2 protein-coding genes are annotated in these 1,400 nt (G+C 61.5%); one reads left to right on the top strand and one right to left on the bottom strand.

The window, feature by feature from the left end; translation table 11 throughout:
- Positions 1-106: 106 nt before the first annotated feature.
- Entirely contained in the window at positions 107-346 is a 240-nt protein-coding gene (locus I5W_RS09810) for a hypothetical protein (protein ID WP_044529076.1), read from the top strand.
- Positions 347-474: 128 nt separating this feature from the next.
- Here the strand turns inward: I5W_RS09810 and I5W_RS09815 are convergent, their stop codons facing one another.
- Positions 475-1,320 (bottom strand): LysR family transcriptional regulator, encoded by an 846-nt coding sequence (locus I5W_RS09815; protein WP_044529077.1) that lies wholly within the window; start codon positions 1,318-1,320, stop codon positions 475-477.
- Positions 1,321-1,400 lie beyond the last annotated feature (80 nt).

The following is a 1,400-nucleotide window of genomic DNA, read 5'->3' on the forward strand; positions in this document are numbered from 1 at the left end:
GCAGGATGGAAGCGTTGGGACTATCAAACACCACGACAGGAAAGACAGAGAAAGACTTCTTGAGACTCTTTGACTTGTTCCGCTGGAATTTCATGGAATTCAACAAATGACACTACCGGACGCACCAGAAGTGTTGAAAGCATTTCTCGCCACAATGGCGACAACAGAAGACGCTTCATGGGTTTTGTATGTGGTCGCCTTCTTGCAAATCTCGGTTGCTGCCTTTCATCTCAAAACGGGATTGCGTCATCAACCAATATCGACCATTCTCCTGGTCGTTTCTTCCCTGCTTGTTCCTTTGCTCTTGATCGTCGGTTTTTACTATGCGATGCAGCCGGTCGCGTAACGATCTCACCGTTTTTTTCGAAAGCGTCTCGCGATTAAGTCAGCTTGCCGCACGTTGAAACGGCGGGATTTCACGCCGGTCGACGAAGTCGATTTCGTCATGGCGGATTCGTTCTTGGCTGTTACGGATTATGTAGCCTTCAAAGCCGCCACCAACGCACGCAACGCCGCCTGCGTGCGCGGCTCCTTCAGGCGTGAATGCAGCATCACCTGGGCCAGCGGCAGGGATGGCAAACCCAGGCGTTCGCCCACTTCCACTGCTGCGGGCGGGGCGCTGCGATGGAGTAGCGCCGAGACCGCCAGGCCCGCGCTGACCGCCGCGCCCACGGCCAGGATGCCGCCGCCGATGAAGACCTCGATCCAGTCGATGCCGGCTTCATCCAGGCGCCGCAGCGCCAGTTCGCGGATGCCGCAGGTCGAGGAAAAGGTCGCCACCCGCAAGGCCGGGCCAGCCCAGCATTGCGCCTCGGGATGGGCGAACCAGCCGATGCGCTCTTGCATGACCAGCTTGCCGCCACGCTGGCGCGGTTCGCGGCGCACGATGACGGCATCCAGTTCGCCCTGCTCGTAGAGCGGCATCAGGTCGTGCGAGGAAGCGACCCGGACTTCCACCAGCACGCCGGGGTCCACGCCATGCACCTGCGCCAGCGCACGCGGCAGGCTGGCGCCGGCGACGTGGTCGCTGATGCCCACGGCAAAGCGTAGCGGCCCTTGCTCCAACTGTTCCAGGGCGCGCTCGTGCGCCGCCAGCAGTTCGCGGGCAGCCGGCAGGAATTGCTGGCCTTGCGGCGACAGGCGCACCCGGCGCGGAGTGCGCTCCAGCAGGCGGCGCCCCAGGCGTTCTTCCAGTTTCTTGAGCTTGAGGCTGACGGCCGACTGCGTGCTCTGCAGCGCCTCGGCCGCACGGGTGAAACTCTGCAGCTCGGCCGCCAGCACGAAGGCTTGGACGGCGTCCAGGTCGAGCGGGCGTTGCATAGTGGAGGACTCCTGGGCAAGGCAAGCAAGGGGCGATGCAATGATTCGAAATTCAAATCATTGAAATCATCTTCCATCAG

It is taken from the genome of Herbaspirillum sp. B65, from assembly GCF_000333555.1.
GTDB lineage: Bacteria > Pseudomonadota > Gammaproteobacteria > Burkholderiales > Burkholderiaceae_D > Herbaspirillum > Herbaspirillum rubrisubalbicans.